The organism is Brevibacillus schisleri (genome assembly GCF_055685845.1).
In genome coordinates, this window is the sequence record NZ_JBVNDM010000001.1 from 1,226,974 (window position 1) to 1,252,022 (window position 25,049).

Annotated in this window: 27 protein-coding genes and 1 riboswitch; of the genes, 17 read left to right on the top strand and 10 right to left on the bottom strand. The window is 47.6% G+C overall.

Annotated elements, in window-relative coordinates:
- Nucleotides 1-179 precede the first annotated feature (179 nt).
- A complete protein-coding gene (locus ACUUHJ_RS06300) occupies nucleotides 180-1,628 on the bottom strand; it encodes an amino acid permease (protein WP_289676483.1) in 1,449 nt (482 codons plus the stop codon).
- 113 nt (nucleotides 1,629-1,741) lie between these two features.
- Nucleotides 1,742-1,927: riboswitch (Lysine riboswitch) on the bottom strand.
- An 84-nt stretch (nucleotides 1,928-2,011) separates the two neighbouring features.
- Nucleotides 2,012-2,506: a DinB family protein gene (locus ACUUHJ_RS06305; RefSeq protein WP_289676484.1), complete on the bottom strand. Its 495-nt coding sequence runs from the start codon at nucleotides 2,504-2,506 to the stop codon at nucleotides 2,012-2,014.
- Nucleotides 2,507-2,674: 168 nt separating this feature from the next.
- On the opposite strand from ACUUHJ_RS06305, the gene ACUUHJ_RS06310 reads away from it, so the two are divergent.
- A complete protein-coding gene (locus tag ACUUHJ_RS06310; protein ID WP_472298471.1) occupies nucleotides 2,675-3,232 on the top strand; it encodes a CGNR zinc finger domain-containing protein in 558 nt (185 codons plus the stop codon).
- 31 nt (nucleotides 3,233-3,263) lie between these two features.
- On the opposite strand, the gene ACUUHJ_RS06315 is transcribed toward ACUUHJ_RS06310, so the two are convergent.
- Nucleotides 3,264-4,064 carry an inositol monophosphatase family protein gene (locus tag ACUUHJ_RS06315; protein ID WP_472298472.1) on the bottom strand — a complete coding sequence of 267 codons (801 nt, stop codon included), beginning with the start codon at nucleotides 4,062-4,064 and terminating at the stop codon, nucleotides 3,264-3,266.
- 179 nt (nucleotides 4,065-4,243) lie between these two features.
- On the opposite strand from ACUUHJ_RS06315, the gene ACUUHJ_RS06320 reads away from it, so the two are divergent.
- Nucleotides 4,244-4,996: an alpha/beta fold hydrolase gene (locus tag ACUUHJ_RS06320; protein WP_472298473.1), complete on the top strand. Its 753-nt coding sequence runs from the start codon at nucleotides 4,244-4,246 to the stop codon at nucleotides 4,994-4,996.
- On the opposite strand, the gene ACUUHJ_RS06325 is transcribed toward ACUUHJ_RS06320, so the two are convergent.
- From ACUUHJ_RS06325 to ACUUHJ_RS06335, 3 genes are all read right to left on the bottom strand, one after another.
- Entirely contained in the window at nucleotides 4,974-5,372 is a 399-nt protein-coding gene (locus ACUUHJ_RS06325) for a hypothetical protein (RefSeq protein WP_289676488.1), read from the bottom strand. The two genes, ACUUHJ_RS06320 and ACUUHJ_RS06325, sit on opposite strands and share 23 nt — an antisense overlap.
- Nucleotides 5,373-5,408: 36 nt before the next feature.
- Nucleotides 5,409-5,933 carry an ImmA/IrrE family metallo-endopeptidase gene (locus ACUUHJ_RS06330; protein ID WP_289676489.1) on the bottom strand — a complete coding sequence of 175 codons (525 nt, stop codon included), beginning with the start codon at nucleotides 5,931-5,933 and terminating at the stop codon, nucleotides 5,409-5,411.
- 72 nt (nucleotides 5,934-6,005) lie between these two features.
- Complete coding sequence (locus ACUUHJ_RS06335) at nucleotides 6,006-6,452, bottom strand: helix-turn-helix domain-containing protein (protein WP_047070409.1); 447 nt, start codon at nucleotides 6,450-6,452, stop codon at nucleotides 6,006-6,008.
- Between the two features lie 180 nt (nucleotides 6,453-6,632).
- On the opposite strand from ACUUHJ_RS06335, the gene ACUUHJ_RS06340 reads away from it, so the two are divergent.
- From ACUUHJ_RS06340 to ACUUHJ_RS06360, 5 genes are all read left to right on the top strand, one after another.
- On the top strand, nucleotides 6,633-6,827 hold the full coding sequence (locus tag ACUUHJ_RS06340; RefSeq protein ID WP_012684855.1) for a BhlA/UviB family holin-like peptide: 195 nt from the start codon (nucleotides 6,633-6,635) through the stop codon (nucleotides 6,825-6,827).
- A gap of 195 nt (nucleotides 6,828-7,022) precedes the next feature.
- A complete protein-coding gene (locus ACUUHJ_RS06345; RefSeq protein ID WP_289676492.1) occupies nucleotides 7,023-8,006 on the top strand; it encodes a homoserine kinase in 984 nt (327 codons plus the stop codon).
- A gap of 94 nt (nucleotides 8,007-8,100) precedes the next feature.
- Nucleotides 8,101-9,033, top strand: coding sequence for a hypothetical protein (locus tag ACUUHJ_RS06350; RefSeq protein WP_289676493.1), 933 nt, complete (start codon nucleotides 8,101-8,103; stop codon nucleotides 9,031-9,033).
- Between the two features lie 191 nt (nucleotides 9,034-9,224).
- A complete protein-coding gene (locus ACUUHJ_RS06355) occupies nucleotides 9,225-10,391 on the top strand; it encodes a dicarboxylate/amino acid:cation symporter (protein WP_472298474.1) in 1,167 nt (388 codons plus the stop codon).
- A 153-nt stretch (nucleotides 10,392-10,544) separates the two neighbouring features.
- Nucleotides 10,545-11,006 carry a hypothetical protein gene (locus tag ACUUHJ_RS06360; RefSeq protein WP_172142098.1) on the top strand — a complete coding sequence of 154 codons (462 nt, stop codon included), beginning with the start codon at nucleotides 10,545-10,547 and terminating at the stop codon, nucleotides 11,004-11,006.
- A 105-nt stretch (nucleotides 11,007-11,111) separates the two neighbouring features.
- On the opposite strand, the gene ACUUHJ_RS06365 is transcribed toward ACUUHJ_RS06360, so the two are convergent.
- Nucleotides 11,112-11,549, bottom strand: a complete 438-nt coding sequence (locus ACUUHJ_RS06365; RefSeq protein WP_016741658.1) for a Dps family protein — start codon at nucleotides 11,547-11,549, stop codon at nucleotides 11,112-11,114.
- Between the two features lie 87 nt (nucleotides 11,550-11,636).
- Here ACUUHJ_RS06365 and mobA point away from each other — a divergent pair, with 87 nt between their 5' ends.
- Together mobA and ACUUHJ_RS06375 are read left to right on the top strand one after the other, a co-directional pair.
- Complete coding sequence (mobA, locus tag ACUUHJ_RS06370; RefSeq protein ID WP_289676495.1) at nucleotides 11,637-12,269, top strand: molybdenum cofactor guanylyltransferase; 633 nt, start codon at nucleotides 11,637-11,639, stop codon at nucleotides 12,267-12,269.
- 117 nt (nucleotides 12,270-12,386) lie between these two features.
- Nucleotides 12,387-12,851: a hypothetical protein gene (locus ACUUHJ_RS06375; RefSeq protein WP_472298475.1), complete on the top strand. Its 465-nt coding sequence runs from the start codon at nucleotides 12,387-12,389 to the stop codon at nucleotides 12,849-12,851.
- Nucleotides 12,852-12,974: 123 nt separating this feature from the next.
- On the opposite strand, the gene fdhD is transcribed toward ACUUHJ_RS06375, so the two are convergent.
- Entirely contained in the window at nucleotides 12,975-13,772 is a 798-nt protein-coding gene (fdhD, locus tag ACUUHJ_RS06380) for a formate dehydrogenase accessory sulfurtransferase FdhD (RefSeq protein WP_199927718.1), read from the bottom strand.
- A 402-nt stretch (nucleotides 13,773-14,174) separates the two neighbouring features.
- Here fdhD and ACUUHJ_RS06385 point away from each other — a divergent pair, with 402 nt between their 5' ends.
- The 7 genes from ACUUHJ_RS06385 (at nucleotide 14,175) to ACUUHJ_RS06415 (ending at nucleotide 21,549) form a co-directional block, all read left to right on the top strand.
- The gene (locus ACUUHJ_RS06385; protein ID WP_289676500.1) at nucleotides 14,175-15,449 is read left to right on the top strand and encodes an L-lactate MFS transporter; all 1,275 of its coding nucleotides are present in this window, start codon (nucleotides 14,175-14,177) and stop codon (nucleotides 15,447-15,449) included.
- A gap of 53 nt (nucleotides 15,450-15,502) precedes the next feature.
- Nucleotides 15,503-15,868: a Na-translocating system protein MpsC family protein gene (locus ACUUHJ_RS06390; protein WP_012684864.1), complete on the top strand. Its 366-nt coding sequence runs from the start codon at nucleotides 15,503-15,505 to the stop codon at nucleotides 15,866-15,868.
- 194 nt (nucleotides 15,869-16,062) lie between these two features.
- The gene (locus ACUUHJ_RS06395) at nucleotides 16,063-18,411 is read left to right on the top strand and encodes an FdhF/YdeP family oxidoreductase (protein ID WP_289676502.1); all 2,349 of its coding nucleotides are present in this window, start codon (nucleotides 16,063-16,065) and stop codon (nucleotides 18,409-18,411) included.
- A gap of 42 nt (nucleotides 18,412-18,453) precedes the next feature.
- Complete coding sequence (locus ACUUHJ_RS06400) at nucleotides 18,454-19,713, top strand: molybdopterin molybdotransferase MoeA (RefSeq protein WP_472298476.1); 1,260 nt, start codon at nucleotides 18,454-18,456, stop codon at nucleotides 19,711-19,713.
- A gap of 3 nt (nucleotides 19,714-19,716) precedes the next feature.
- Nucleotides 19,717-20,232 (top strand): molybdopterin-guanine dinucleotide biosynthesis protein B, encoded by a 516-nt coding sequence (gene mobB / locus ACUUHJ_RS06405; protein WP_472298477.1) that lies wholly within the window; start codon nucleotides 19,717-19,719, stop codon nucleotides 20,230-20,232.
- Nucleotides 20,233-20,362: 130 nt separating this feature from the next.
- Entirely contained in the window at nucleotides 20,363-20,851 is a 489-nt protein-coding gene (locus tag ACUUHJ_RS06410; protein WP_472298478.1) for a DUF2199 domain-containing protein, read from the top strand.
- A 161-nt stretch (nucleotides 20,852-21,012) separates the two neighbouring features.
- Nucleotides 21,013-21,549 carry a pyridoxamine 5'-phosphate oxidase family protein gene (locus ACUUHJ_RS06415; protein ID WP_289676506.1) on the top strand — a complete coding sequence of 179 codons (537 nt, stop codon included), beginning with the start codon at nucleotides 21,013-21,015 and terminating at the stop codon, nucleotides 21,547-21,549.
- On the opposite strand, the gene pdxR is transcribed toward ACUUHJ_RS06415, so the two are convergent.
- Nucleotides 21,527-22,969, bottom strand: a complete 1,443-nt coding sequence (gene pdxR, locus ACUUHJ_RS06420; RefSeq protein WP_472298479.1) for a MocR-like pyridoxine biosynthesis transcription factor PdxR — start codon at nucleotides 22,967-22,969, stop codon at nucleotides 21,527-21,529. The genes ACUUHJ_RS06415 and pdxR overlap by 23 nt on opposite strands.
- A 231-nt stretch (nucleotides 22,970-23,200) precedes the next feature.
- On the opposite strand from pdxR, the gene hmpA reads away from it, so the two are divergent.
- Nucleotides 23,201-24,418, top strand: coding sequence for an NO-inducible flavohemoprotein (hmpA, locus tag ACUUHJ_RS06425; RefSeq protein ID WP_472298480.1), 1,218 nt, complete (start codon nucleotides 23,201-23,203; stop codon nucleotides 24,416-24,418).
- Between the two features lie 27 nt (nucleotides 24,419-24,445).
- Here the strand turns inward: hmpA and ACUUHJ_RS06430 are convergent, their stop codons facing one another.
- A complete protein-coding gene (locus ACUUHJ_RS06430) occupies nucleotides 24,446-24,955 on the bottom strand; it encodes a Crp/Fnr family transcriptional regulator (protein ID WP_064201699.1) in 510 nt (169 codons plus the stop codon).
- Nucleotides 24,956-25,049 lie beyond the last annotated feature (94 nt).

A 25,049-nucleotide genomic window follows, 5' to 3' on the forward strand; every position in this document is an offset into this window, starting at 1 on the left:
AGGCAGGAGATCATGTTTACCTTTTATCAGATGACTAGTATGAGTTGTGAGAACGGAAGGAAACGGATCTCAATTGCTTCTTTTCTATACTATCGGCTATTTTGGGTCAGTTTTTAATAGGTTGGCAAACATGAAAAAGGACTCCCGTTCAGTTAACGGAAGTCCGTATTTTTCTTCGATTATTTCGTGTGTTCATCCATGCTGAAGTCAACTTGTTCAAGAGGGACGAGCTTGGTCTTTTGCGTGATTTTATAAGCGAGCCAAATGAGTAAGAAGAGTGGCAGGCCAATGTAAGAGACCAGGACGCCATACCAGTCGACCGTTCCCCCGATGAATGCGGAGTAGTTTTGCCCAAAAATAACGATACAGCAAATGATGAAGGCAAAAATCGGTCCAAACGGGAACCACTTTGCCCGATAAGGCAATTCGCTTAAGTCTCGGCCCTGAGCGATAAACGCTTTGCGGAAACGGTAGTGACTAATGGCAATGCCCAGCCAAGCGATGAAGCCTGACATACCGGACGCATTCAAAAGCCATACGTAGACTTCGCCTTCCCCAAACAGTGAGGACAGAAACGCAAGGGCGCCGATGAGCGCAGTCAAGATCAAGGCATTGATCGGTACGCCGTTACTTGTTACTTTTACGAACCATTTTGGTGCTTTTCCTTCTTTCGCCAAGTTCCACAGCATGCGTGTAGAGGCGTACATGCCAGAGTTACCAGCAGACAATACAGACGTGAGAATAACCGCGTTCATGACGGATGCTGCAAAAGCAAAACCGGCATTTTCAAATACAATCGTAAACGGACTGATCGCAATATCCGTAATGTCGCCACTGATCAGATTTGGATTATCGTATGGAACCAGCAACCCGATGATCAAAATAGCGAGGATGTAGAAGAGCAGGATGCGCCAAAAAATTTGACGGATGGCCTTCGGAATATTGCGGGCAGGGTCTTCGCTCTCCCCAGCTGCTACACCAACCAATTCTGTTCCTTGGAAAGAGAATCCGGCAATCATAAAGACACCGAGCAGGGCCATGAAGCCGCCATTGAATGGCGCGTCGCCTTTGGTGAAGTTTTGGAAGCCAACAGCTTGACCACCCATAATGCCAAAAATCATCAACACACCGACAATAATAAAGATGATAACCGTTACTACTTTAATCAAGGCGAACCAATATTCAGATTCTCCATAGGCTTTCACAGACAGGAGATTCAAGGCAAACAGCAATCCGAGGAACAAAGCGCTCCACACTATCGCTGGGGTATCCGGGAACCAATATTTCATAATGAGTGCAGAAGCTGACAGCTCGACGGCAATGGTAATCGCCCAGTTGTACCAGTAGTTCCAACCGAGAGCAAAGCCGAGAGATGGATCGACGAACCGCGTGGCATACGTCGAAAACGAACCGGAAACAGGCATGAAGGCTGCCATTTCCCCCAAGCTGGTCATTAAAAAGTAAACCATGATACTAATAGCGAGATAGGCGACTAAAGCTCCACCTGGTCCCGCGGAATGAATCGAGCCTCCACTCGCCAGAAACAATCCCGTCCCAATCGAGCCGCCGATGGCGATCATCGTCAGGTGGCGGGCTTTCAAACCACGTTGCAATTGATTTTGTGACATAAGCTGCTTGCACGACCTTTCTTGATTTTTGAGAAGGAAGGTCGGAAATTAAAAAACCGCCATAGCCAAAAAAATGGCATAGGGCGGTATCATCCAATCCCCACCAAGCCTTCACTGAAGATAGCTCACCACGTTTGCTTGGCATGCAAACGTGACAGTTCTGCCCCTTTCGAGTACAGCCCCAACCCAATCGCACAGAGACGCGATATGAGCTTCGGCGGATTTTCCTTACCTGGAGTCATTGATTTTCTCTGAATCTCGTACAGGATGATATAAAAGCCGCGACCTCTATCCCCACCGTGAAAGATGAGGATAACATGTATGAAATTATGTGATTGTTCAACTATAAAGGATTGTTCGGGATTAATCAATGTGAAATTTTGTTAGTCAAATGAGCGTCTAGCAGGCCAGGAGCCTTGCAGCTTGCGAATTTGGACAATTTGTCCCGTATGAAACGCATCATGCAAGACAAGACTCATGACGTTTTGGTAAATGGGCGTATAGGTAGCCATCTGGTTTAACTCTTCATCCGTCAGCAAGGAAAGCTGTTCATGAATGTGGCGGTGGACGCTTTCCATTCGCAAGAGGGTAGCTTGCCAAGCGTCTTCGTCAGCGGGACCACCGGATGGGGTGAAGGTATCATCGTTCGTCTCCGCGGAGCTAGGGAATTCGGTGCCCAAAAGACGATGCAAGAGGCGTTCTTTGTAATAAAGAAGGTGGCTGATGTTTTCCCAGATGGTGTTGGCTGCTTCTCCCACAGGGCGCCAGCTAGCCTCCGCTGCTGATACTCCGGAAAGCACTTCTTTTAGGGGTGGATACCAGTCTTCCTTGTCATACGCACATTCCCATCCGTGCAAAAGCAATTCCTTCCGATTCATACGCTTCCTCCTCGTCTGTGAAACAGATTGATGAAACGCTATAATAGCAATAAGAAAAGAGGGTGTAACCAGTTAATCGAGTTACGGTGGTTACAAATAAAGATTACCATATCCTGTATGGTCATACAAGAGAGAAAAATGAAGGGTTTCGTCAGGAGAGTGGATGACATGGACTGGCTTTGTATCGATTTTTTAAATAGTGATTGGCGGGATTGGCGCGGTTCTGGTCGTTGGGAAAATCGCCTGGAGAATCAGGAATGGCTGTCATCCTTTTTGCAAACATACAAGCTAACCGCTCCGCTGCCGATGAATGAGGCGTATGCTGCATCTCTTTTGCAATTGCGGGAGCGTTTGAGACGAATGCTGGAAGACGTTGTCCGTGGAGACCGATTCCAAGAGGAGGACCTTGCGGAATTGAACAAAGTGTTGGCTCTCGCCCCTTTTCATACGCAGGTGTTGTATGTAGATGAGGAGGGCGGCTACAGGCAAAAGCAATCCAGCCAAGCAGAGAGCTGGCCCCTCGTCATGGCACAAATTGCTGCTTCTTTCGCGGAACTGCTTGCCCCGCAGCATCTGGAGCGAATCAAAATATGTGACAACGAGGATTGCCGCTGGGTGTTTTATGATGAAAGCCGCAACCGGGTGCGCCGCTGGTGCGATGACAAAATGTGCGGAAACCTGATGAAGGTGCGCCGTTTTCGTGAGCGGAAAAAGGAGAAAGGGTGATGCGCATAGGCTCACCCTTTTTATTTGTTCGTTATGAAGCTGGGGTCAATTGGATCAGCTGAGGGTAGATGGTCGAGCCTGCTGCTACGATGCCTGTGCTTTTCCAGCAAAAATCAGTCCCCTGTGTATCCGTAATTTTGCCTCCGGCTTCCTGGACCAGAAGGGCACCAGCAAGCCAATCATACACTCCTTCACCGTATTCCCAGTAACCGTCGAGTCGTCCGCACGCCACATAGGCCAGATGGAGTGATACCGCGCCTTGCATGCGGGTGGCAAAAGCTTCTGGCATCACTCGCGTCAAGGAATTTGCTGTATACTCTCCGACCAAGAGGTTCATCGGCTCGGAGGAAGCAAAGAGCGTCCCTAGAATGCACTCACTCAGCAGCGATTTGGATGAAGTAATGATTTTTTGTCCGTTTAAAAAAGCTCCACGCCCGTCAATTGCTGTAAACAGTTCATCACGGCATGGATCATAGACAAAAGAAACAACCGTGCGTCCACCGTCAATCAGGCAGAGGGAAGTAGCCCACATCGGCATTTTTTGTAGAAAGTGAACGGCTCCATCGATTGCATCTATCACCCAATAAGGACTTGTGAATTCAGGATTTTCCTGTGCAGCCAGATCGAATTCGGCGTCAGAAAATTGATAGGTGGGGAACCGCTCGGATAATGAGCGCTTTAATCGAGCTTCAACCACGGGATTCACCTCTTCAAAGCGTTTAGCCATTGCTTCCTTGCTGTGGCAGGACGCGCCTTTTTCAAATTCCACTAGCAGCTCCATTCCAGCACTTCTTACCAGCTCCTCGCAAAATTGCACATCTTGTAGATTCATAACAATTCCCATCCCTTCTCTTTTTGGTGAAAAAATAGTAGTATCTTTGAATACTACTATGTAAAAAACAGTTCGTCAACACCACGGAAATGTCGAGATTCACAATTTATGCACATGTGCAGCGTGTTTGAGACATAATAAGTAGCATCATACATAGGGGCGGAAACGAGGTGGGTAGGATGAGTCAAGCGCGTAAAAAATGGTTCCAGGCACTTGTATTGGTGACACTTGCAGCGATTTGTCTGGCTATATGGTATCTGCAGCCATATCAGCCCGATCAGGCAGCACTAACGGCTATGCAAGGCGGTGAAGGGATAACGGTCATGGATACGAATGACTGGATTATCTTCCAAGGCGGGGAGTCACGCGAACCGGGACTCATCTTATATCCGGGAGCACTCGTCAAACCGGAGAGCTATGCACCGATTGCCCGTGCCTTGGCAGGCTCCGGCTACCATGTTTTTCTCGCACGAATGCCATTGAATTTGGCTGTAAGTGATATGACGAGAGCGACACAAGTATTAAAGGCGTACCCGAATAAAACGTTTGTCATCGGAGGACATTCACTCGGTGGTACTATGGCAGCTCAATTCGCAGCAAACCACCCGGACCGAATCAACGGCGTGTTTTTACTGGGAGCGTATCCGAACACTCAGGGGAACCTAAAGAAGGTGAATTTGCCTGTGCTGTCTTTGCTCGGGTCTCGCGACGGTGTGATTAATATGGAAAGGTTTGAGGAGAGCAAGCAATATTTGCCGGAGCGTACGGTGTACATGACTATAGAAGGGGGAAACCACTCGCAGTTCGGAAGCTATGGATCGCAGGAGGGTGACAAGCCCGCTGCCATTACTCCGCAGGAGCAGTGGCAGCAAACGGTGGCAGCAATCAAGGATTGGCTGCTTAATGATGTCACGATGATGAACGTGGAATAATCCCGGATACAACACCTGTAATGCGGATGTTTTCCGAGGGGAGCAGCATGGGGGTGTCTAGCTCACGTGTGGTTGTAAACAGACATTCCAATGGATTGACGTCTGCTGCGATGCGCACAAGGAACTGCCCCTCCTGTCGGATCAACACAGGTCTGTCTTTTACAGGCTCCATCGAAAAGTCTGAGATCAAGAGGGCGTCTCCAGGAAAAATACCGAGACCACTAAGGCCGTCATCCCGCATGATGAGAGCAAAGCGGGCCACGTGATAGCTGGCTACCTGCAAAGAGGGTAACAGCGACAGTTCCTCGTCTTGTTCCAAGGCGAGATCAAAAAAATGAGTCGTGTATGCATCACCAGCAATAAAGACTCGTTTCATCAGGTATCGCCTCCTGCATAAAAATAATGTCGTCATTTACCCATAGACAGGAAAACCTTTGGCATACATACGGCTCAGTATGCGCTCAAAACGGGCACGGGCAAGAGGCATCGGCACCTGAAAGCGCTGAGCCAACACAGCCGGTGCGTTGTATCGCGAGCAATCGGCCAAAAGGGGGCTCATCATGTAAATGGGAAGCAGCAAATGCTCGGCAAAATGATTTGCCTGCGATTCTTGCCAGTCAATCATCCATTCGCTGCTCTGAGGCTGAATGCCTTCATGAAGAAGCAAATGTCCCAGTTCATGCGCGATTTTTACCCGCTGGGTTGCCAGATCGAGTCGCTCGTCCACCGCAATGACATAACGTCCCGGCGAAAAGGGGTGCGCGTGTGTACGACTCCTGCCGCAAATGCGATGGATATCGATGCCGTACGTCTCGCATAGCAGATGCAGATCGATTTGTTCGGGCGAATCGATGCCGTGATGTTGAAGCAACAAGTACACGCGACTCTCGAGCCATGTTTGCGGTTCGCAAATTTCTTGCAAAAGGGAGTGAAGCATCAAGGACCTCCTAGATGAATGGTAAAGAACGTACGTTCTGTTTTGGGTTGAAAAGAAAACCCCGCACTGGGGTTATTTTTTTTTGATGTCTTCTGTGATGTCAAACAAAGAAGGAGGTCGTTCCTCGCGTACTTTACGGACTTTCCACTGTTTCTTCAAGTCGTACCAGTAGCGGCGAATTTCTTTTTTCTCCTCTTCTGAGGCGTCCAGATACCCGTCTAGGAAATAGTAGTCGTCGGGGTCATCGATCTTTTCCTGCAAGAGCTCGTCCAACGAACGTTGATTTGTCTCTCCTGTTGCTGGGAGAATATAGGCCGTGACTTCATCTGTGCGGCCCAACAACCAATCGGTCGTGACGTCCAGCACATCAGCCAATTGCCGCAGCATGTCATTCGGTGGTGTGCTGTGGTTATTCTCGTAGTTACTGATCGTCCCCTTGGTCGTGCAGACATGCTCTGCCAACTCTTCCTGGGTCAGACCTTTTGTCTTACGAGCTGTGCGTAAGCGCTGAGATAGCATGAGCGTGCCAGTCCTTCCTGTGAGGATGTACAAGCCTATTGTACTAAATGAGAAGGAAAAAGAAAAGTATGGATAAAAATTTTGCCCCTAACGAATTATGTACAAGTCCTTTGTACAAAATACAGATAAGAACGATGCGGGGACACTCGTTCTGTACTGTGACAAAAGGGGAGATCAAACATGGAAGATCAAGTAACAACCGTATTACTTCAGCAAGGGCCATTTGCTGCTTTGTTTGTCTGGTTGTTGTTTTATATTATGAAGGCAAATCGCGAGCGTGAGGGGCGACTACAGGATTTGCTGGACAAATACAGCGACAAATACGATCTGATCCTCGAAGAATTGCGAGAGATCAAGGGAAAAGTGAGGAAATAACTCTTTTTGACATCAAACCTTACTTATGTTGCCCGATTCCTGGAAGAGCTTATTCAGCAAGGGGGACAAATCGTTGCAGCCTGTACCAGACCTTGATCGGCCATTAGCCCTTCAAGGTCCTTTTTTTGTTGTGTCCTTTTCCCGATTCACACGTCTTTCTAATAACTCACCAATACTTGGCAAAAAAGGAGCATCATGACTGTGCATGTACCCGTCGTCTACTCAACCATCTGTGAAAAAGCATTACAGAAAGTACTTCAGGAAGCATATCCAACCGAACAAATACAATCCGTTCACTACATGCTTCGAGGCATGAACGATACGTATCTCGTGAAGATGATCGATCAAAAACGAATATTCAGACTGTATCGCAGTGATTGGCGAACAGAGGAAGCAGCAGTCGCGTTCGAGATGGAGCTGTTGCTCCATTTGAATAGACAAGGAGTACCTGTATCTGTGCCAATTGCAGACGGCTCAGGAAAGCATGTCTTGAGACTGCAAGCAGCAGAGGGCAATCGCTTTGGTGCGTTGTTCACTTTTGCTGAGGGCAAGGAGCAAGAAATGGATACCGAGGAACTAAGCGAACGATTCGGCAGAGCCGTTGCGGAGCTGCATGTCAAAGCAGAAGGCTTTTCCACACAGCAAGCCCGCGAGGTGTGGGACGCCAAGACGCTGATTCATCGACCGTTAGCCATCATCGAGCCACGTCTGCAGCATCGGAAGGAGGATCTTCAATTTCTCCAAAGGCTGGCAATGGAGCTAGAAGCCAAGCTAAATGAGCATATCCGTGCCGGACTTGACTGGGGGATTTGCCACGGAGACCTTCAAGGGAATTTTAATACGAACTTTTGTGAGGACAACACCTATACCCACTTTGATTTCGACCTATGTGGATATGGCTGGCGGGCGTATGATCTGGCCGCTTTCAAGCTGAGCCGAATATTGATCGAGGAAGATGACGAACTGGTAGAATCGTTATGGAATGCTTTTCTAAAAGGATATACCGAGGTTCGTCCCTTATCTGAAAACGATCAGGCAGCGGTGCCGCTCATGACAGGAATTCGCCAATTGTGGCTGATGGGGCTGTGCATGCACGATCCTCATATCATGGGTAGCATCGATTCGGATGATGCTTTCGTGAGTGAGAAGATGGAGTTTTTCAAAAAATATTTCGCGTGAACGAGAAGCGTTTTGTAAAGCGTTGTCAGAAAAGCATGCGCCCCATAGTCAATGATAGGTAAGCCATACATTGACGGGAAAGAGGGAGAAAAGCATGTTACCGTACATCGGAAGTGGCGCGTACTGCTACGCAAATTCTTCAGCTATGCTTTTGGAGACAATTGGGGAGAAGGTATCGCCTGCTGTACTTGAAGTACTCTCTGGCGTAGGTATCGGGGCGATGTGGCATGAGGAGCAGAAAGTCATTTATTTCGGACAAGAGATTCCCGATCGTGGTGTAAGTCATGCGTTGGAGCTACTAGGATTTCGCTGGACGGAAAAGTCAGCGGATGCTGAGGGAGAGCCACTATTGGAAGAATTACGGCGTGACGTGGAAAATGGGCCCGTTTTACTCGGACCACTTGATATGGGCTATTTGACGTATAATCCCAATGCTGCTTATTTGGGAGGCGCTGACCATTTTGTTCTTGCGTACAGGATGGATGAGCGAGAAATCTACCTGCATGATCCGGCAGGATTCCCTTTTGTGAGCTTGCCATTGCCCCAGTTTGTTTTGGCATGGAAAGCCGAAAAAATCTTCGATCGCCTCTTTTCTTATCACTACTGGACAGCACCAAAGCGTGTAGGCAGTCCGTCAGAGGAGGAACAAGCTGCGAATGCCCTTCGTTTATTCCAAGGGATTTATCAGGAAAGTGCACCGGCTAAACCAAACGCTTCGGTCTTATACGGAAAGGAAGCGATCTTGCGGGTAGTGAAACGGATCGAAGAGGAGGGCGGGCTCACACCAGCAGAAACTGGTCATCTCTCCTATTTTGCTTTCCAATTAGGGGCGAGGCGAGCCATGGATTTCGCTGTGTTTTTCTCGAAGCATGCGCCAGAGCTGGCGGCAATTAAAGAGAGGCAGGCGAAGCAATTTGGACGTTGTCACACGCTGATCGTGGAAAAGAATGAGCAGGAGCTAGCGAATGCTATGCGCGTATTGGCAGACATCGAAGAAGAATTTCGCGAGGTGCTTTGCGCCAAATAAAATCGTTCCCCCAAGTGAGTAAGCACCGCTCATTGGGGGTTTTTCTTTCATTTGAATATTATTACTTTTTTATGATTCATGACAATCTCATCCCGAATGTGTTACCTTGTTATTCATTAGTCCGCGTAAAGGAGACAAAGTCCATTCCGCGTGGACATTATTTATTAACACTTAACGGAGGTTCATTATTGATGAAAAATCTAGGTTTACTACCCAAAATCCTTGTCGCCATTGTCCTTGGGGTCGGGATTGGCTCTATTTCGCCAATTTGGGTCGTGAAAGGATTGGCTACATTTAGTGGCTTGTTTGGAAATTTCCTCGGATTTGCGATTCCGTTGATTATCATTGGATTTATCGCGCCAGGCATCGGTGAGCTGGGCAAAGGGGCAGGGCGGTTGCTTGGGGTAACCACAGGGGTTGCTTACCTGTCTACGATTCTTGCAGGAACGCTTGCTTATTGGGTCAGTACGAGTATTTTTCCACACATTCTTGAGGTAGGTGGACTGGTGAATCAGTATGCCAACCCGGAGGAAGCACTGATGAAGCCATTCTTTACCGTGGACATGCCGCCGATTGTAGGTGTGATGACAGCATTGTTGCTCGCCTTTACCCTTGGTCTTGGAGCGACTGTCATCAAAGGGAATGCCCTGCAGAATGTGATGGTAGATTTGAGAGATATCGTCGAGAAGCTGATCGCTTCCGTCATTATCCCGTTGCTTCCCTTACATATTCTATCTGTATTTTCCAATCTGACCTATGGTGGACAAGTCACCATGATTTTGTCCGTATTCGTGAAAGTTTTCGTCATGATTATCGTCTTGCATCTATTCTATTTGTTCGTGCAGTACATGATAGCAGGCCAGATGGGACGCAAAAACCCATTCACGCTGATAAAAAATATGCTTCCCGCTTACTTCACAGCGATTGGAACACAATCATCTGCGGCCACCATTCCTGTGACACTGAATCAGACCAAGAAGAACGGTGTGAGCGAAAAAATCGCGGACTTCGTCGTTCCACTCTGTGCAACGATCCATCTTTCCGGAAGCACGATTACGCTTGTCAGCTGTTCCATGGCAGTCATGATGCTACATGACATGACGACATCCTTTAGTGTGATGTTTCCATTCATCTTGATGCTGGGCGTAACAATGATCGCCGCACCAGGTGTGCCGGGCGGGGCTGTGATGGCAGCACTCGGATTGATGGAGACCATGCTTGGATTTACTACCACGTTGACTTCGTTGATGATTGCTCTGTACATCGCGCAGGATAGCTTTGGTACCGCTTGTAACGTAACGGGTGACGGTGCGATTGCGGTGATTACGGATCGATTGAGCGAGGAAAAGGCAGCTTAAAATCGGCTGGAAAGATGAATGGGAAAATAGTCCCGTCTTTACGTTGAGGATTTTGCCACTTAAATTCCCCCGTTTCCAATTAGTGAGAATTATATTATCATTGGATATAATTCCATCATTCTACTTTTTGCGAAAAGGGGAATACATAACGCAATGTTTAACGAACGGAAAGCGTTACAAATGACATTGCAGGCCATGCTAGAGCAGCGTATGGCACTGCGGCGACAGTATGTCGATCAGGACAAGCAGTTGGGAGCTGACATCAAGCAGCTTTTGAGCCGCATTCGCGAGCTGGATAACGAAGTCGGGATCGGAGACGAAGAAAACCCAGACGATGTAGCTATATCAACAGAGGAATTTTCAGATGACTTGATGAAGCGAATGAAAGTGAGAAAGGCGCACATTCGTCATGATTATGTGGAAGTTGCGAAGCACATCGAAAACCTGTTACGGGAAGCAATGTCTCCAATGTCATTGGCTGATCTTTGCTCCGTGTTGAAAGTACGGCACCAGGTAGAGTTTGCTAGTCCCTACATTGGTGTACAGAAGTCATTAAAGTATTTGCCCCAAGTAAAAGTAGAAAAGGACGGGCGGAAACTGATTTTTTCACTCTAGCTCTAGGTAACTAGGGGGTAAAAGGCAGTTTCACGGGAGGCAAGACCCAAAAAGAGGCGATGTGCCTATGCACAATCGCCTTTTGGTGTCTATTGATTTACATGCTTATTGTAAGAAGGACTTGAGCATCCAAATGTGTTTTTCCAGGCTGCTGCGGATTCCCAACAGCATATCGGCTGTCCCTTCATCGTCGGCTTGGTCTGCCGTTTCCATAGCTAGCTTCAGTTCATCTACGAGAATAGAGAAGTCTCTCGCGATCGTTTCTACCATTTGCTCAGCTGTTTCGTTTCCTTCTGCTTCAGTGATGCTTGCTGTGTTCAGACATGCAGCCAAAGTCGCTACAGGCTTTCCACCGATGGAGAGGACTCGTTCAGCGAGGGTATCGAGATTCGCTGCTGCTTCGTTGTACAATTCCTCAAATTTTGCGTGGAGTGTAAAGAAGTGTGGTCCTTTTACATTCCAGTGAAAATTGTGTAGTTTCGTATAGAGGACTGTCCAGTTCGCCACTTGTTTATTTAGAACGCTGTAGAGTGTGTTTTCCATCGAGAATCTCTCCTTATTTATAATTATTATTTGTTTAAAATTATTATAAACTAATAAGGATTATTGTCAACACCCGGGAGGAAATTTATGCAGCAGCTGCGTATCGGTGCAGTTATTTTAGCGGGCGGAAAGAGCAGTAGAATGGGCTCGCCAAAGCAAAAATTACCGTGGAGGGACGGAACCTTTTTAACAGAACTGGTAAAGGAAGTACAAGCGGTTGGCTTGTCTTGTTTCATTGTAGCGAACGATTTTTCGGGCACTCAAGTGACACAAAAGGAACAGATTGATGAACAGCCCGTCACAATCACACCTGATCTGGTACCATCCTGCGGTCCTGTAAGTGGGCTGGTTACTGCTTTTCGCGTCAGTTCAGAGGATGCTTTGCTGGTGTTGTCCTGCGACCTGCCTTTTATGGATCGTGTACAAATAGCCAAACTCATTGAATTTGCCAGGGAGAGCAACGATTGGGATGTGATTGTCGCCCAATCAGAGGGACGAATCCATCCATTATGTGCAGTGTACCATCGGAGAACACAGAGTAATTGGGAGCAGGCGCTATTGCATGGACAGCGAAGATTGATGCGGACTTTAGATGAACTGCGTGTGTTGCCCTTGCCTGATGAAAGGTTGGACCCTTGGGCTGTATTTAATGTCAACACACCTGAAGAATACGAACAGGCAAAAAGTGAAGAAAAACGCAGAAAGACAGGACATGCTTGAGACGTGTCCTGTTTTTTGTTTGGAAAAAAGGGGCTTTTCATAGAGGGCTATCATACAAGCGTTTCTCTGGACAAACCGTATGAATAGTAGTGATGGCTGAAGAAAGGAGGGAGCGCAATGACAAGAAAATGCAAAAAACAAGGCAAACACCACGGTCACCACTGTTGTTACAAAAAACCCGAAAAACACCCCCACCACTGTTGCGGCAAAAAACACGACAAGTATGACGAGCGCCACTGTTGCAAAAAGCACAACAAATATTACGACGACCACTGCTGCTGCAAGAAACACGATGATTACTACGTGCCTCACTGCTGCTGCAAAAAACACAATCATTACGATGAGGCGCATTGCTGCTGCAAAAAGCATGAACATTGCCACGATCACTGCTGTTGCTTCAAACGCCATGATTGCAAATGCTTTGAAAAACTTGACCACCACTGTTGCAAGAAGCATGACATAGATGATGACGAAGAAGAGGACGACGAAGAAGATAAAGACAAAGATGAAGAAGATGACGAGGACGAAGATGATGACGACTACTGCAAGCATCACAAAAAGAAACATTGCTGCTGCAAATAAAAATTCTACGTACAAAAAACCAAAGCCCGAGAGGCCAACTCGGGCTTTGGGATTAAACAGATGAGAAAAACATAGGAAAGCGGGAAGGCACTAAGCTTGTCCCGCTTTTGCTTGATAGCTACTTTAAGGCAGGAGAATTCTTTCGGCTTGTGTATACACGTTCATTTTGTCATTGCGGATAAAACCGACTGCGGTGAGCTTCAGCTCATCTGCCAATTGCAGGGCGAGGTCAGTTGGAGCGGACTTGGACAAAATGATGCCAGCACCAATCTTGGCAGCCTTGAGCAGCACCTCAGACGAGATGCGTCCACTAAATACTAGAATTTTGTCCGTGGTGGAAATGTTATCTCGTAAGCATTTTCCATAGATCTTGTCGAGAGCATTGTGACGCCCGATATCGGAGAACTGAAGCAAAACTTCATCCGGTGTACAGAGGGCTGCATTGTGGACGCCACCTGTTTGGCGGTGGATCTCAGACGACGCTTGCAATTCCTTCATCAGGTGCATGCATTGAGCAGGGGTGACAGTTGTTGTGCTTTCAACGGGCTTTGCTGTGCGCGCATCGCTAAAAAAGTAAAAGGATTGTCTGCTTTTTCCGCAGCAGGAAGTAATTCTGCGTTTGGAGTAAAAGCTCTGCGACAAAATCGTTTCTTTATGCAAATCAACGTAAGCAAACCCTTGGGCCTCATTAATCGTAAGCTGTTTGATTTCCGAGTAGCCCTTGATGACGCCTTCGGCTGCGAGAAAACCGATGACCATTTCTTCCAGGTCGGCCGGGGTGCATACGATTGTAGCGAATTCCTCATCATTGAGGAAAATCGTGAGGGGGTACTCTGTAACGATTTCGTCGTCTTCCCAGCCATGTTGGTCAGCCGAAATTTTCAACACGGGCAATCGGGTAGTGATGGTTAGCTCAGACATACGGGCCTCCTTTTTGTCGAAATTATGAAGTTTTCATGGCTATTTTGTGAGGAAAATATTGTCGAGTGAACGCTTACATGGTAGTATACTATGTGAGATGAAAAGTGTCATAAAATTTTCGTCTTTCCATGTATTCATAGCGTAAGGACAGATTGACACGGAGCAGCGACCCTGCCACCGATTATTTTGTAGCCTTGCAGCGAATTACATAGTGAACACAATGCTTGTTGATGCTGATGTAGCGTTCCTGCTGATGATTAACTGCTGTGTTTCATCGTAGCCCTTGTTTCCATTTATAGGAGACTTGGGTGAGTCGGTGAAATCAGCAGTTTTTCTTTTTTTCGAGAAGGCTGCTGATGGATCCACAGTATGCTAAAGACCATTACAAAGGAGATGAATGATTTGGAACAAAAAGTGAAAAACCGCTGGCTCATCGCGTTGGCTGCGGTAGGCATCCACATCTCGATTGGGTCGGTATACGCCTGGAGTGTATTCACCAAGCCAATTACCGAGCAGTTTGGCTGGGACTTGCCAGACGTTCAATTTACGTTCAGCATTGCGATCTTGTTCTTGGGACTGTCTGCTGCCTTCCTCGGTCATTATGTCGAAAAGCACGGCCCGCGTAAAGCTGGTATTCTCGCATCTATCTTTTTCGGAGTAGGAACTGTCGGGGCTGGCTTGGCGATTCAATTGAGCAGCTTGCCTCTGTTGTACTTATGTTATGGAGTGTTGGGCGGTATCGGTCTTGGTGTAGGCTATATTACGCCAGTATCGACCTTGGTCAAATGGTTTCCGGATCGCCGTGGTTTAGCGACAGGTCTTGCCATTATGGGCTTCGGCTTTGCTTCCATGATTGCCAGTCCGATTATGAACGCTTTGATTGCCAATGTAGGAATCGCGAACACCTTTTATATTTTGGGCATTATTTATTTTGTTGTGATGCTGGCTTCGGCTCAATATTTGGCTCCACCTCCAAAAGGCTGGGTACCGGCTGGATTTTCCGCTGAGGGAACAGTTGGCAGCAAGCAAATCAAAAAAGATTTGTGCCAATTGACTGCCAACGAAGCGATCAAGACACGCCGTTTTTACTTGCTGTGGCTGATGCTGTTTATTAATGTGACTTGTGGAATCGCCGTGATTTCGGTAGCATCGCCGATGGCGCAAGAAATGGTGGGGATGTCTGTCGGAACAGCAGCTCTGATGGTAGGGCTAAACGGTTTGTTCAACGGTGGTGGACGAATCGGCTGGGCGTCTCTGTCTGATTTCATTGGACGGCCAAATACGTACACAGCTTTCTTTGTTATCCAAATGGTACTGTTCTTCCTGTTGCCGAATATGTCCAATCCAATCCTGTTCATGGTTGCGATGTTCATCATTATGACCTGTTACGGCGGTGGCTTTGCATCCATTCCGGCGTACATCGGTGACTTGTTTGGAACGAAGCAATTGGGCGCGATTCACGGCTATATTCTGACAGCATGGGCTGCTGCCGGCTTGGCAGGACCGATCTTTGCAGCATGGGTTCGCAAGACGACAGAAAGCTATACAGGAACGATGAGTGTTTTCGCAGGAATGTTCGTTATCGCTCTGGTGATCTCGCTATTAGTCCGACTGGATATCAAAAAACTGAAGGAAGAAGCCAAACAAAGAGAAAAGTCTGTTGAATTGGCTAGTTAATCAATGGTAAAGTTTAAATAGAGAATGATTTGAAGTAAAGGTGATTTTCCTCGATGAATAAGTTCGAAGCAGAATTCAGTAATTTGGTCAGGGCTTTCCGAAAGCGCCATATGGGAAAGGGACCTAGCAAGATCAGCACCACGTTCTGCAAGAACTGGGCGATCTGCGAGATGGAAGGCAACCTTTCTCCGGTGGAAAAGTTCATCGCCACTTCGGAAGACGGAAAGCAGACATTACGAGCTGCCCGAACCGAAATGGTCAAAGAGATCTATCGGAAACACCAGCCAGTAGACATGGAAGCGTTTCTTGGAGCAAAACTCGTTGATCTATTCGTCGATATTGACATCGAACGGGATTTTGGAATGTCGATCTTTGTTTTTGATCAAGACATCGAAAAGAAAATGAAAAACGAACCGTAAGTCTAAACGAAGCAGCGCTCCTGTTCATCGGCTTAGACGTAACGGAATTCGCGAAAGCAAACACGAAGTTGAGACTAGGTAGCGAACCTGCCGTAGACAACCACCGTGAACACGCTCTTTTCCTATAGGACAAGGGACGGTTTCATGGTGGTTTTTTCGTCTCAATGGAGTTTATTAGAGGGGAGATAAAAGAAATGGGCAAGACCAAGCATGGCGGACCAATTAAGCTGGATACTTCGTGGAAGCCTTCCTTATGGGCTTCACTGATGCCGATGGGACTCGGAAAAATCAAGCCGCATCACATTCGCGATACGATGAAGGTGGCTTTTGACAATCGCGATAATTTGGGGTATGCCTATCGCATTTTGACCCAAGGGGTATGCGATGGCTGCGCTCTCGGCGTATCCGGTCTCTACGATCAGACGTTGACTGGTCCGCATTTGTGCACCACGCGACTGAACGTCCTGCGTCTCAATACCATGCCAGCCATGGATGCCGAATGGTTTGAAGATGTAAATGCGCTGCGTAAGCTGTCCAGCGAAGAATTGCGCAAGCTGGGAAGAATTCCGTATCCGCTTTCAAGAAAACCAGGCGAAAACAAGTTCACCCGCATTAGTTGGGATGAAGCGTTAAACCGCATCGCGAGAAAAATCAAAAACATCAGCCCGAAACAGCTGGCCTTTTTCTTGACCGCTCGTGGGATTACCAACGAGGTATACTACACAGCAGCTAAAATGGCTCGTTTCCTCGGGACCAACAACATCGACAACGCATCACGTATTTGTCACTCGCCGAGTAAGACAGCACTGAAGCGTTCGGTTGGGATTGGTGCTTCAAGCTGCAACTATCAGGATTGGATCGGTACCGATGTGCTCGTATTCTGGGGCTCTGTACCAGGTAACAACCAGCCTGTATCGACGAAATACATGTATGCTGCGAAAAAAGCAGGAACGAAAATCATCCTGATCAACCCGTACAGAGAGCCAGCGATGGAGAAGTACTGGATTCCATCTGTACCAGACAGTGCTTTGTTCGGGACGAAGATTGCAGACGATTTCTACCAAGTCAACATTGGCGGCGACATCGCATTCATGAATGGCGTGATGAAGATTTGGTTCGAGATGGAGGAAGCCAAACCAGGTTCTGCGATCAATCATGAATTCATCAAGGAGCACGCTAACGGAATCGAAGAGCTGCGCAAGCATGTGATGAATGAATCGTGGGACAAGATCGTAGAATCCTCCGGTCTTAGCCGCGAGCGTATCAAGGAATTCGCGGAGTTGCTCGCTAACTCTAAAAATGGTGTATTCGTATGGAGTATGGGTCTGACCCAGCACAAATTCGGTACGGACAATATTTCTCAAGTAGCCAATCTGGCCATCCTTCGTGGATTCTTGGGTCGCAAGCACACGGGTCTTATGCCAATTCGCGGACACTCTGGCGTACAAGGCTCTGGTGAAATGGGTGCCGATCCGTTCAGCTTGCCAGGTGGAGATTTTGAAGAAAAATCATGGAACCGCATCGAAAAGCTCTGGAACTTCCCGATCCCGAAATGGCAAGGAGATATCGTCGGTATTTCTTTGGAAAATGCAGTGTTACCAGATGGACATGAGCGCAAGACCAGATTGTTCTATACGAGTGGCGGCAACTTCCTGGAGACGATGCCAGATCCGGACTTCATGCAAAAATGCTTGGAGAGCATAGAAGTGCGTGTACATCAGGACATCATTTTCAATACATCTACGTTGGTGGATGCGAAGGAAGAAGTCATCGTACTGCCAGCAATGACTCGCTACGAGCAGCCGGGTGGCGGTACATCGACAAGTACAGAGCGCATGGTTTATTTCAGTGCCGAAGTGGAAGGACCACGAATTGAAGAAGCTCGTTCGGAATGGGAGATTTACGTAGATCTGGCGGCACGGGTCAATCCGGAGAAAAAGCATCTGATGCATTTCTCAAGCGCAGCTGATATTCGTGCAGAGATTGCTCTGGCGAATCCGAATTACGATGGTATCCAGCATCTGAAAAACCGCGGGGATGTTTTCCAATGGGGCGGTGCATGGCTGTGTGAAGGCGGCGTATGCCCGACACCGGATGGCCGAGCGAATCTGATTCCGATTGAGATTCCGGATTTGAACAAGCCAGAGGGACACTTCTATGTAACGACTCGTCGCGGTAAGCAGTTCAACTCGATGATTTATAGCAAGAAAGACCCGTTCAACAATGCGGACCGTTATGATATCCTGATCAATGCAGAGGATGCAAAAGAACTGCGCATTGCAGAAGGCGAAAATATCGTCGTTTACAATAAATATGGAACGTTCCAAGGACGTGCCAAATTCGAGGACACCAGACGCGGAAATATTCAAGTACACTGGCCGGAAGGGAACGTACTCATTCCGAAGGGTGTATACGAGACATACGCAGGTATTCCCGAATACAATACAGCCGTGAAGGTTGAAAAAGCGGACACTTTCCACGCCAATAAAGATTTGAAATACGTGGAGAGAGAAGTAGAAGATTTGGAAGTAAACGTCGGCTGACGAGCTCCAGCAATGGGTGGTCAAGATTAGGGGGAACAAGCCATGCGTTTTTCGCGACAAACAATTTCGGTTGAGGAAGCGATGAGCAAGCTTTTGGCAAAATTAGTGACAGGGAGAACGGAACAAGTGCAGATCGGGGAGGCATACGGGCGGATACTGGCCTCTGATCTACGTGCAACATACGATTTGCCGCACTTTGACCGCTCGCCGCTGGATGGGTTTGCCGTGAGAGCTGCGGATACGGTTGGGGCCTCCGTTGACCACCCGATTACACTAACAGTGCTAGAGACGGTTGCGGCCGGGCAAGTACCTACTAGAGAACTGAAAAAGGGCTACGCGACGCGGATCATGACAGGTGCGATGATGCCTGCGGATGCAGATGCGGTCATCATGTTTGAGCAAACGCATAACCCAGCCGAAGAGGCGGATACTGTACGGATTAAGCGGGAGATGAAGCCTGGGGAAAATGTATCGCGTCGTGGTGAAGAGATGGCCAAAGAAACGATCATTGCCAAGGCGGGCGAGCGGATTAACGCAGGGACTCTCGCCAGCTTGGCTACGTTTGGCTATTCGCAGGTAGAGGTGTTCTGCAAGCCGCGTGTCGGTCTGATTTCGACTGGAAGCGAGCTGTTGGAGATTGATCAGCCGCTTGCTCCAGGCAAAATTCGCAACAGTAATACGGTGATGCTAACTGCCTTGATTGCCGAGGCAGGGGGCATCCCTGTTTCGTTTTCAAGATTGCCGGATGATCTGCCTGTGGCGAAGGCGAAAATTAGTGAATGCTTGCGGGACGTGGATCTGGTCATTTCAAGCGGTGGTGTGTCCGTTGGGGATTTTGATGTGATCGCGGCTTTAGTAGATGAGCCTGAGGTGGAGCTTTTGTTCAACCGGATCGCAATACGTCCGGGAAGTCCGACGACAGCCATGCTCATGGAGGGCAAGCCTTTGATTGCCCTATCAGGGAATCCGGGTGCCTGTTTCCTCGGGTTTGAGTTATTTGCGCGAGCAGCCATTCGTCGCATCTCGGGAGAAGCCCATGTGGTACAGCAGGTGATAAAGGCGAGACTCGGCGTCGATTATACGAAGCCTTGTCCATACCCGCGTTATCTGCGAGGGAAGCTCCTCGAAAAAGACGGGGTTTTGCACGCAATCCCTGATTTCAATGAAAAGGCAGGGAATCTGGGGACGTTGAAGGACAGCGAATGCTTTATGATCATACCAGCCGGGGGAAGCGGGAAAAAAGCAGGAGAGCTGGTTGATGTACTCACGCATGCCGCCCCAACCTGGAGAAGAGAGGGATAGCGTATGGTCAAGCCACCTTGTGTTTTGCAGATTGTCGGTTATTCGAACAGTGGCAAGACGACGCTGCTCACTAAACTCATTCCGATTCTCGAAAAGGCTGGGATAAGAGTTGGGGTCATCAAGCATGATGGCGGACACGATTTTGAGTGGGATCAACCTGGGAAGGACACTTGGCGTTATCGTGAAGCCGGAGCCTCGCTGGTTGCGATCACATCCAAAACGAAAACGGCCATCGTGGAGCAAAAGCCGCAGGAGTTGTCCGTCCTGATCCAGCGATTGGCAGATGCCGGGGCCCAACTCGTTTTGGTAGAAGGCTTCAAGCGTGAAGGCTATCCCAAGCTCGTCCTGCTTCGCAGGCCAGAAGATGAGGAGCTTTTATCAATTGTTACTAATTTGGTAGGGATCGTAGGTTGGACGGACAAGCGTCAGCCGGGGTTACCCTTTTTTGATATTAATGACATAGACAACGTAGCCAATTTTGTAAGGGAACGGGTTTCCGTTTGGTATTGTCAAAACTGATTAGAAACATTGAGATCATTCCAGCTTGATTGGAGATGATCTTTTTTTGTAGCATGGGAGATGATCCATGTCATGAAATATGTGGTAATGTAAATAAAAAATCGGCGAGAAATGATAAGGAGCAAAAAAGATGAAATGCCCTCACTGTCACAACGAATTAAATGAAATTCCTTTCTGTTACGGAATAGAAGCGCCACATTATTTTTACATGGTACCAGAAGAGAAACGAACAGAATTAATAAAGGACTTTTGTGTCATTGATGAACAGTATTTCTTTATGAGAGGACACATTGAAATACCAATAATAGATAGTAATGAGAAATTTATATGGAGTGTCTGGGTGTCTCTTAGTGAAGAAAACTTTTTGAGATCGAATGAATTGCTACACGTAGAAGGAAGAGAAAATGAAGAACCTTATTTTGGCTGGTTATCGACTGAACTTTCCATCTATCCAGAAACCACCCTATCCTTAAAGACATGGGTACATACACAAAAAGTTGGTGCGGTTCCCTTAATAGAATTAGAACAAACGAATCATCCACTTGCAGTTGAGCAAAGAGAAGGAATGACAATGGAGAGAGTGAAAGAAATTGCTCATTTCATCAACCATACGGAGTAATAAGAAAATGCCTGCTGCCGGGATGTTCCGGCAGCTTTTCGTTTTCTCATGCTTGAGACGATAGCTTATGGATTGCTTTAATTAGGTGGTTTTGGACGTTTATATTCACTCCAATGGCTGATAAACTTGCAGCATATTTCAAAAAAATAGGAGTGATAGCAATGGATGGAGTGCGTTACAAAATGAGAGAAGTATTGGATAAGAGCAAGATGGAGACATTTTTGCAGCAAGCTAGAATCGGACATCTTGGAATGGTCGATGGTCATTTGCCGTATGTTGTTCCGCTCAATTTTGTTTGGACAAATGGGAAGCTTTATTTCCATGGTGCCACCGGCGGGAGAAGAAATCAGGTTATCGATGCTAATCCAGAGGTCTGTTTTACAGTTTGTGAAGAATATGGAACGATTACTGATCCGGTGCCAGCTAAGACGGACACAGCGTATATGAGTGTAATGATTTTTGGCAAGGCACAGCCTATCGTTGATCTGGATGAGGCTACACACATGTTGCAAGAAATGATGAATAAGTATGTGCCAGGCTACTATAATCGGCCTTTACCCAAGCAGCATGTAGACAAATACCGTTCAGCAGTATTCGGTGGTCCGGTTCAGGTGTATCGGATAGATCCACAGCATATCACTGCGAAAGAAAATCCAATAGAAGAAGAAAAAATGTTCAAACCTGGTAAAACCGTGTAATCTCCGCAAGACGAGAAATGCCTTCTTCAATGGTGGATTCATCTACTTTAGCAAAACCCAGCACCCATCCTTTTCGATCGCTTTTCAAACAATACTTGCTAAGTGGATAAACACGGATTCCTTTTTCCAGTGCCAGGATCGTCGTGGCTTCTTCATCAAACGATTGATCAGCTTCAAGAAGGATATGCAATCCCGTTTCTACGCCGCTTAGTGTGAAGTGTTCGACGAGACCTGTCGTGATGATGGCCTTCGTCATGGCTTCATGTCTGCGCCGATATACATTTCGAACCCGTCTCATATGGCGCATGAAATGACCATGCTCAATAAAATGAGTAAGCGTTAATTGCTCCATAATCGGAAGATGTCGATAGGTTAATTCATGGACGTGGGCGAGCTGACGAATGGCCTCTTTGGGACCAACGATTGCCGATATCCGTATACCAGGAGCAATCATTTTGGAAAAACTCATCATATACAATGTGTTCTGAGGTCGCTGACTGAACAAGGTCGGAAGTGGGTCGCCGCGATAGCGAAATTCGCTGTCGTAATCATCCTCAACAATCCAAAACTGCTGCTCGGCAGCCATGTGTAACAATTGTTGCCTGCGGGGTTCCGACATAATGACTCCAACCGCACACTGGTGCGATGGCGTGACATAGACAAGCTTGGACCCCGGATGAATCTGGTCTACGCATAACCCGTACTCGTCGACTGGAACGGAGACAACTTGCATACGCCGATACTTCATTGCCATCCAGGCAGCAGGGAAGCCAGGATCTTCTACAGAAACGGTATTCCCTTCCTGTAAAAGGGCTTGTGCGATCAGATCGATGCTATGCTGGGCACCTGAGGTTAGCATGATTTGATCGATATTTACATGAACGCCCCGTTCAAGTGACAAATAACGTTGAATCTGTTCTCGTAGCGGTTGGTATCCATAGGCATTGCCATAAGCCCAACTGTCCAGATTCGTTTCTGTGGAAGCCTGTAAAAACGAACGTCTCCAAATCTTTTGAAAATGTTCGTCCAAATATGGCTCATGGGGACTGAAATCGACCTCAACCTTTTGACTATCTCTGTCCCCGAACCAACCGTGCAAATGACCGATTGTAGCGTTTAATAAAGGCAATTCGGGAGGGACAGGTCCTTTTGGCGCGGCATCCTCTGAAGGACGAGTGGCATAAATCCATTCGCTAACTCGCGTTCCACCGCGGCGAGAGGTGACAGTGTAGCCGCGGCTGAATAATTCCTCATAAACAATCTGTATGGTTGAACGGGAAACACCAATTAAAGAAGCGAGTTCGCGGGAGGGTAGTAGCAATTCACCTGGCTGCCATTTTCCGGTGGTAATATTATGGATCGCTTGGTCCAGCAGTTGCTGCCAGATTGGGCGTTCGTCATCTCGGTTTACGGTTAGCATTCATTCACCTTCACTGTTTTTGGTGGAATTTAATAACAATCCATTGGTTGCTATGCTATCATGTTCATCATTTTTTTTGCAACAAGACGGTTGGGGGACGACTTTTTCTTAGGGTGTTTTGAAATGTCACAAATCGTTTCGATTTCCTGTGACCAGAATCACATGTGTATCTGTGAACCTCCCGTACACTTGAAATATAGAAAGAACGAAGCACTTCAAGGAGGTTCTACGATGTTAAGTCAAAAAACCATTGAAATCATAAAATCAACCGTTCCTGTCCTAGAGGTGCATGGAACTGCCATTACAAAACGTTTTTATCAAATGATGTTTGCTAAGCACCCTGAGCTTCTCAATATTTTCAACCATGCCAATCAAAAGCAGGGTAGACAGCAAGCAGCTCTGGCAAATGCGGTGTATGCTGCGGCTTTATATATCGATAAGCTGGAAACGATTTTGCCTGTTGTGAAGCAAATTGGACACAAGCACCGCAGCTTGGGAGTGAAGGCCGAACACTACCCGATCGTCGGGGAAAATCTGCTAGCTGCGATCAAAGACGTACTTGGGGATGCGGCTACGGACGAGATTTTACAGGCGTGGGCGGAAGCGTATGGGGTTATTGCGGATGCCTTCATCGGTGTAGAACACGAAATGTATGAAGAGGCGAGCGGACAGCCTGGAGGATGGGTAGATTTCAGAGAGTTTATCGTCCAACGCAAGGTGAAGGAAAGCGACGTAATCACTTCCTTTTATCTGGTGCCGGCGGATGGTCAACCGATCTCCAGCTATGAGCCAGGGCAGTATGTCAGCATCAAGGTAGAATTACCGGGCGAGCAATTTACGCACATTCGCCAGTATAGTCTCTCTGATGCGCCAGGCAATGCGTACTACCGCATTTCTGTCAAACGCGAGGACGCGATGCAGGATAAGCCAGCAGGAAAAGTATCTGTTTATTTGTCAGAGGAAGTGAAGGAAGGAGATAGACTGCAGTTGTCTGCACCGGCTGGAGATTTTACTTTACAGCAAGAGGACAGCCGTCCGGTTGTGCTACTCAGTGGTGGTGTTGGATTGACCCCAATGATCAGCATGCTGAACACACTGATCAAATCGGGAACAGACCGTCCGATCACCTTCATTCACGCAGCCAAAAACGGAAATGTGCATGCTATGAAGCAGTCAGTAGAGGAGTTGGCCGCAAAACATCCGCAGCTTTCTGTTCACTGGTGCTATACACAGCCGACCGAACAAGATCGATTGAACGGAGCTTTCCAGAAAGAGGGATATATCGACTTGCCGTGGCTGCAAAAGGTCATTGATACAAAAGAGGCGAGCTACTATTTCTGTGGTCCAATTCCATTCATGAAAACAATCAACGGTGCCCTGTTGGAATGGGGAGTGCCAGCAGAAGACATTCATTTTGAGTTTTTTGGTCCGGCAGCGACCTTGGCATAAAAAGGCTCCTACGAAAAAAGCGTATGCTTACTCGCGATTCGCAGCTTGAGCGCGCAGTAGTCGATTTACCGTTTCGCGGCGAAGTCCGATGAGTTGACCGATTTCATCCTGAGTCAGCAACTCCGAAAGCGAGGCGACAGGAATGAATGTCTGAAACCAAAGCTGGAGCTTGCGAAGCTTTTCAGCAGGAGAGACTTCGGTCAGTTGGTCGATACGCTGCTGCATCATCCGCAGCTTCCCTTGCAGCTGTAGCGCGATATCACGACACTTTTCAGGATGGTCATCCAGATGGCGATACCAATCCGGGGCAGACAGCACTTCGATCTCACAGGTCACGAGAGCGATTGCTGTCCCGTAATAGGGATTCGGGCTCATCAATGAATGATGCGGAATGATCTCATCTGGAACGATGATGTTGACTAGCGTCAATGCTCCGTCTGCATGTACCCGAACGATTTTTAACAGACCGCTCTTCAGATGGTAGAGCGGTCCAGCTTCGCCTTGTCGGAACAGGACTTCTCCCTTGTGCAGGATCATGGGTTTCTCCTCGATTCTCTACGTTTTTCTCTAGCAATTATAACAAGCCCGGCAGGAGGAAGTAAGCGAGCGTAAAAAGCAGTTTGCCGCTTTT